Genomic DNA, 6,096 nt, shown 5'->3' with positions numbered 1-6,096 from the left:
AGCCCCGATCAGACTGTGTCTGATCGGGGCTCAACCCATTTCCGGACCTGCGTTTCGCGCGGTGCAGGGTGCGGGATGGTATCGATGCGCTTCCTCGCTGCGCTCGGAGGCTTACTCATAGCTCCTATGTCAAGCTGCGGTGTGTAGGGGTGGGTTGGTGCGGTTGCGGTGGTCGGTTTCGAGGGCACGGAAGACGGCTCGGACGATCTGGCGTTTGAGGCATCGCAGGGCCTGTTTCTTCGACATTCCTTCGGCGAGTTTGCGCTCGTAGTAGGCGTGCCCGAGAGTTCCCTCGCGTCGCGCTTGGGTCAGGGCGATGGTGTGAACGGCTCGGTCCAGTTGCCGGTTCCCCGCTCTCGTTAGTCGCATGGTCCCTTCGGTTCTGCCGGACCACACCGGCACCGGGGCGATCCCGCAGTAGCGAGCGAGCTGGTCCTGGCCGGGAAACCGGTCGATGTTGGCGACCTCGCCGAGAATCTTCGCCGCGGTCAGCTCCCCACAGCCGTCGATCTCGAGCAACGCCGGCGACACCGTCGTGACCATCGCACCGATCCGCTTGCTGATCTCCTTGATGCGCCGGGACAGATCGACGATGTCGGCCAGTTCCTCGGTGGCGATCTCTACCAGCACCCCGGACCGCTCGCCCAGCCATGCCCCGATCCGTTTCTGCGTCAGGAGAGTCGTCAGATCGGCTTTGCCCGGGAACTCTGGGTCCAGCTCGTGCAGATGCCACAGCAGTCGGTTGATCGACGACGTTCGTTGCACCACTTGATGATCGCGGTGATCGGTGAGCAGCTTCAGAGCGCGGGTGACCTCGTCGTGGCACGCCACAGGCAGGTCGGGTTCGCGCTGTGCCGCGCGCGCTACAGCGAGGGCGTCGATGGGGTCGGACTTGCCTCGTTCCCGGCCGGTGCGGCGATGAGTAGCCATCAGATGCGGGCTCACCCGCACCACTGACTGGCCCGCCGACAGCAGGTCCCGTTCCAGACGATTGGACATGTTCCGGCAGTCCTCGACCGCCCACAACGGTCCGTCGGTCTCATCGATGCTGGGCAGGAGCGCTCGTGCCCACGCCAAGGCCCGGTGATGCCCGGCCGTGGTGGCCGGAACGGTCGTCTCGGCGATCTTGGCTCCGACCGAATCGACGGCTACGAAGGTGTGCGTTGCCTTGTGAACATCGACGCCAACGGTGATCATGAAATGGCCTCCTATTGCGGTAGGTGCAAGGTGAGGACGAGGCCAGCCGGCTCGGGCATATCTCAGTGGAGCCTGAGTGCAGACATGCTCCTATCAAGCCACGGGCCGTCTGGCTTCTCCCCGCCGGGAATCGGCATTACGAGTGCACGCCACCCGAACGCGGAGGCAACCACCCTGAGAGCCAAATCCCCGGTGAAGAGAAGCCAACCACCGCCGAAGTGGCACCTCAACCATCACACTGAGACCAACCTGGAACCGAGCCTGGAGTTCTGTGGCGGGTCGTCACATCCTGAATGCGAGATGACAACGCGCGCTCAGGATGTGACGACGCAATGAGGGTGTGACGACGGCTCGGGGGCGAGTAGGTTCTAGCGTGTTGTCTTGCGGGGTTTCGACTCGCTCCGCTCGCTCAACCGACGGAGAGCGGGAGGTGGGCGCGGTACGCTTCGTCGCACTTCGTCGACCAGCCTGAAGCGAGGTTCTCTCGACCACCCTGACAGTGGTGGAGCGACCGCGGCGAGTCACGACACGGTGAGAGGAGGCGTACGGTCGCCTGGCACAGAGTCGGCGTCGCGGCGGCTCAGCGTGGGTTTGTCGATCTTGCCGACGGGGTTCTTCGGGTCGTCATCGACGATCGTCCCTTCGACGGGAGTCTTCGGCGAAGTCGGGTGATCGTGTAGGCGGTTGAGGATATCGGGTGTCCGGGACGTCGACGGCGAACTGGAGGCGATGATCTGGCGGATCGTGGTTTGATGCGCGGAACAGTCCGGGCGTCGTCCGGTCCTCGGCGCGGCGGGTGTCTACGCGGCATTCGAGGCCCGTTCGAGCGGGCGGTCCGGAACCGTTGCGACGGTGCCTCGGACGCGGAGTCGGTGCTGTCGGCCCAGCTGTACACGCTGCTCGACGCGCTCATGTCGGACGACCTGGGCTGAGACGCGGACCGGAACTGTCGCACCGCGGCACTACCATGGGAGCCATGGCCATCAGCAGGCCCGCGGAGAGCGGAGAAGAAGTCAGCAAGGCACCGCGTTCGCGGATGACCGGAGCCCAGCGCCGCCTGCAGTTGATCGAGGTCGCGCGCGGACTGTTCGCCGAGCGCGGGTTCGAGGGGACGTCGATCGAGGAGATCGCGCAGCGCGCCGGCGTGTCGAAGCCGATCGTGTACGAGCACTTCGGCGGCAAGGAAGGGCTGTACGCGGTCGTCGTCGACCGGGAGATGGAGACGCTCCTGGAGATGGTCACGTCGTCCCTGACGCGCAACCGGTCCCTGTATCGGATCCAGCAGGTGGCGCTCGCGCTGCTGACCTACATGGAGGAGCGGACCGACGGATTCCGCATCCTGGTGCGCGGTGAGTCGACCAGCGGCGGCGAGGACACTCGGTACTCCAGTCTGCTCAACGACGCCATCAGCCAGGTGGAGCACATCCTGGCCGGGGACTTCGAGCGTCGTGGGTTCGATCCGGGGCTGGCGCCGCTGTACGCCCAGGCGCTTGTCGGGATGGTGTCGGTGACCGCGCAGTGGTGGCTCGACGTCCGGCAGCCCGAGAAGGAGGTGGTCGCCGCGCATCTGGTCAATCTGTGCTGGAACGGCCTCACGCGCCTGGACCCGGAGCCCATGCTCGTCGACGCCGAGTACAAGGAGTCGACGCAGCCTACGGTGCACCCGAATCTGAACGAGCCCGACGACGAGCAGTGACAGTGCCGATGACCCAGAGCGCCGCCACCACGACAGCCGTCGAGATCACCTGGCCTCGGACGGACGCCGTGCTGAGTGCGAGGACGACGATCGCGACGAGGGCGAGCAGGGTGAGCCACGACAGATAGGGATAGCCCCACATCTTCAACGGCAGGTGTGTCCCGTCTCGTTCGGCGTGTCGGCGCAGGACGATCTGCGCGCCGGTGATGGCCAGCCATGTCACCAATAGAGTGGAGCCCACCACCGACAGCAACCGGTCGAGGACTTGGTCGCCCCACAGATACGTCGCGGGCACCACGAGGAAGCCGACGACGATGCTGGCGAGGACGCCGGTCAGCGGAACGCCGTTGGTGCGGACCTTGCGGGCCGCGCTCGGCGCCATGCCGCGCACCGACAGCGAGAACAGCATTCGCGAGGCGCCGTACAGATTGACGTTCATCGACGACAGCAGCGCCACGACGATGATCGCGCCCATCGTGGTCGCGACGGCGGGCAGCCCGATCTGTTCGAGGACGCCGACGAACGGTGAGTCCTGGATGCGCGGATCGTCCGCCGGGAGGACGAGCAGGATGACGGCGACGGATCCGACGTAGAACACCAGGATCCGCCACACGATGGTCCGGATCGCCTTGGTGACGCTCGGACCGGGGTCGTCGGTCTCGGCCGCGGCGACCGCGATGATCTCGATGCCGCCGAACGCGAACGCGATCACCAGCAGTGCCGCCGTGACTCCGCCGATGCCGTGGGGGAGGAACTCGCCCGCATTGCTCAGGCCGGGCGACGGCTCGGACATCCAGCCGAACAGGTATGCGGCTCCGATCACCAGGAACAGCACGATGAAGGTGACCTTGATCAGCGACAGCCAGAACTCCAGCTCGCCGAAATGACCGACGCCGCTGAGGTTCAGCACGCTGAAGACGATCATGAACACCAACGCCCAGGCCCAGACCGGGAGCACTCCGATGAGCGAGTTGAGTCCCTCGGCTGCCGCGAGTGATTCGGCGGCGACGACGATCGTCATCTGTATCCACCACAGCCAGCCCATCATGAAGCCCGCGCCGGGACCGAGCGCTTTGCCGACGTAGTACGAGAACGCTCCGGGATTCGGGTCGGCGGCCGCGAGCTCGCCCAGCATCCGCATCACCGAGACGATGATGACGCCGATGATCGCGTACGACAGCAGTGCCGCCGGACCGGCGAGCGCGATGCCCTCGCCGGAGCCGACGAACAGGCCTGCGCCGATCGCCGAGCCGAGACTCATCATCACGAGGTGCCGCGGCTTGAGGCCGCCCTTCAGCGTCGTGCCGTCGTCGGCCTCGACGGGGATTTCTTCGGAATCGGCCACCATACGAGCGTAGTGGCAGGCCGTTGCGGCAAGATCACCACATGCCGAGCATCCGCCCCGCCACCGACGACGACTGCGACGCGATCGCCGACATCTATCGGCACTATGTCGAGAACTCGGTCGCGACGTTCGATCTCGACTCGATGACCGTCGACGAATGGCGCGTCAAGCTCGCGTCGATCATCGAGTCGGGACGACCGTTCCTGGTGGTCGAGAGCGACGATGGGTCGCACGACGTTCTCGGCTACGCCTACCTCGGCGTGTACCGAGGTAAGGCCGGCTGGAACTGGACGGCCGAGGACAGCATCTACCTGCGTCCGGAAGCGGCCGGCCGAGGAATCGGGAGCCGCCTGCTGCGGGAGCTGCTCGACGCCGCCGATCCGGCGGTGACTCGGACCGTCATGGCCGTGATCTCCGATGAGGTCCCGGAATCGGTGGCGTTGCACCGGAAGGTCGGATTCGTCGAAGTGGGGCGCTCGCCCGGCGTCGGACGGAAGTTCGATCGTTGGATCGGGTGCGTGTACCTGCAGTACACGATCGGCGATTAGCGTCGCGTCGGCGACGACCTCCGCAGCTTGCGCACCGTGTCGGCGATCGCCCAGCAGGTCAGCAAGGCCACTCCGACGGCGGCGGCGCGTGCCCAGCCCGTCGTGTCGTCGCTGATCTCGGCTGCGACGGCGTCGTTGATCAGGCGTTCGTTCGCGAGAAGCCAGACGACCGGGACGGCGAACGCCAGATCGCCCGCGATCGACAGAGTAGCCATCGCGCGAGTCCAGCGACCGGTGACCGTGACGACCGCCGATGCGACCAGCCCGGCGACGACGCCGGCCAGCGCGATCCAACGCAACGACTGCGCGAGGTCGGTGAACACCTCGGTGCGGACGCCGTCGACGGTGACGGTGCTGTTGCCGATGGTGAGGATCACCGCGAGGAAGAGCCCGAACGCGATGCCCGGGATCTCGTCGCGGGTCTTGACCGGGCGTTTCTGCGGGTCCGGCAGGCTGTCGGGATCGAATGGTCCGGTACCGAACGGACCTGATCGGCTGCCCGACCGCTCGGCGAGATACGCGAAGGCGGTGATCGCGACCGCGGCGATGACGCCTGCGTTCCATGCGGCCCCGACGGCGCTGCCGATCGCGTCGCCGACGCCGCTGCCGGCGACGTAGTCGATGAGTCCGTTCGCCAGGGCCGCCAGTCCGGCGGCGAGCGGGACGATGATCTTGACCAGCGTCAGCCACATGGGGAAGGCGGTGGGGCCGACGAGGTAGCGCGGTCCGCCGGGCCGGTACTGCTCAGCGAGAGCTGCGGGATGGCCGAGGTCTCGGATCGCGTCGTGCTCCGCAACGGACTCGGATACGCCGCCTGCACGGCCGTCGACCGTGTCCGCGATCGCCGCGGCGAGCTCGTCGGAGACTTCGTCTCGGATGTCGGCGGGCAACTGGGCGGCGACCGCCGACACGTAGCGATCGGTGAGGCTCGTCATGACTGCTCCAATCGATTCAAGGAGTCGGTGAGGGATCGCCACTCGGTCTGCAGACGATCGCGGAGTGCGCGTCCGGCGTCGCTGATCACGTAGAACTTTCGGGGCCGCGACTCGTCCGTGTTCCACTCGCTGGTCAGCAGGCCCTGCTTCTCCAGTCGCCGGAGCAGCGGGTACAAGGTGTTCCCGTCGACGCTGATCCCGGCCTCTCCGAGCCGTTCCAGCAGCCAGTAGCCGTAGGCGGGGGTCTCGAGCACCGTCAGCGCGGCGACGACGACCGTGCCGCGCCGCAGCTCCTGGAGGTGAGTGCTGAGTACATCATCCGGTAACACGCGTCCAACGATAGTGTGTGACACACAGCAATGTCTAGGGCCTGTC

General features: G+C 66.4%; 7 protein-coding genes. 3 read left to right on the top strand and 4 right to left on the bottom strand.

Going from position 1 to position 6,096, the window contains the following annotated elements:
• Positions 1 to 129: 129 nt before the first annotated feature.
• A complete protein-coding gene (locus tag SCNU_RS19425; RefSeq protein ID WP_009681126.1) occupies positions 130 to 1,197 on the bottom strand; it encodes an IS110 family RNA-guided transposase in 1,068 nt (355 codons plus the stop codon).
• 752 nt (positions 1,198 to 1,949) lie between these two features.
• Here SCNU_RS19425 and SCNU_RS19420 point away from each other — a divergent pair.
• Both SCNU_RS19420 and SCNU_RS19415 read left to right on the top strand, forming a co-directional pair.
• On the top strand, positions 1,950 to 2,129 hold the full coding sequence (locus SCNU_RS19420) for a hypothetical protein (RefSeq protein WP_009681125.1): 180 nt from the start codon (positions 1,950 to 1,952) through the stop codon (positions 2,127 to 2,129).
• A gap of 44 nt (positions 2,130 to 2,173) precedes the next feature.
• Complete coding sequence (locus tag SCNU_RS19415) at positions 2,174 to 2,893, top strand: TetR/AcrR family transcriptional regulator (protein WP_009681124.1); 720 nt, start codon at positions 2,174 to 2,176, stop codon at positions 2,891 to 2,893.
• On the opposite strand, the gene SCNU_RS19410 is transcribed toward SCNU_RS19415, so the two are convergent.
• Complete coding sequence (locus SCNU_RS19410) at positions 2,850 to 4,241, bottom strand: amino acid permease (RefSeq protein WP_009681123.1); 1,392 nt, start codon at positions 4,239 to 4,241, stop codon at positions 2,850 to 2,852. The genes SCNU_RS19415 and SCNU_RS19410 overlap by 44 nt on opposite strands.
• Positions 4,242 to 4,279: 38 nt before the next feature.
• On the opposite strand from SCNU_RS19410, the gene SCNU_RS19405 reads away from it, so the two are divergent.
• The gene (locus tag SCNU_RS19405; RefSeq protein WP_009681122.1) at positions 4,280 to 4,786 is read left to right on the top strand and encodes a GNAT family N-acetyltransferase; all 507 of its coding nucleotides are present in this window, start codon (positions 4,280 to 4,282) and stop codon (positions 4,784 to 4,786) included.
• Here SCNU_RS19405 and SCNU_RS19400 read toward each other — a convergent pair.
• Positions 4,783 to 5,721: a hypothetical protein gene (locus SCNU_RS19400; RefSeq protein WP_009681121.1), complete on the bottom strand. Its 939-nt coding sequence runs from the start codon at positions 5,719 to 5,721 to the stop codon at positions 4,783 to 4,785. The genes SCNU_RS19405 and SCNU_RS19400 overlap by 4 nt on opposite strands.
• Complete coding sequence (locus tag SCNU_RS19395) at positions 5,718 to 6,050, bottom strand: PadR family transcriptional regulator (RefSeq protein ID WP_009681120.1); 333 nt, start codon at positions 6,048 to 6,050, stop codon at positions 5,718 to 5,720. Before SCNU_RS19395 ends, SCNU_RS19400 begins: the two co-directional genes overlap by 4 nt.
• Positions 6,051 to 6,096: the final 46 nt, after the last annotated feature.

The sequence above is a fragment of the Gordonia neofelifaecis NRRL B-59395 genome (assembly GCF_000192435.1).
GTDB lineage: Bacteria > Actinomycetota > Actinomycetes > Mycobacteriales > Mycobacteriaceae > Gordonia > Gordonia neofelifaecis.
Note: the sequence above shows the minus strand (reverse complement) of the source record. Positions and strands in the feature narration are given on the sequence as shown.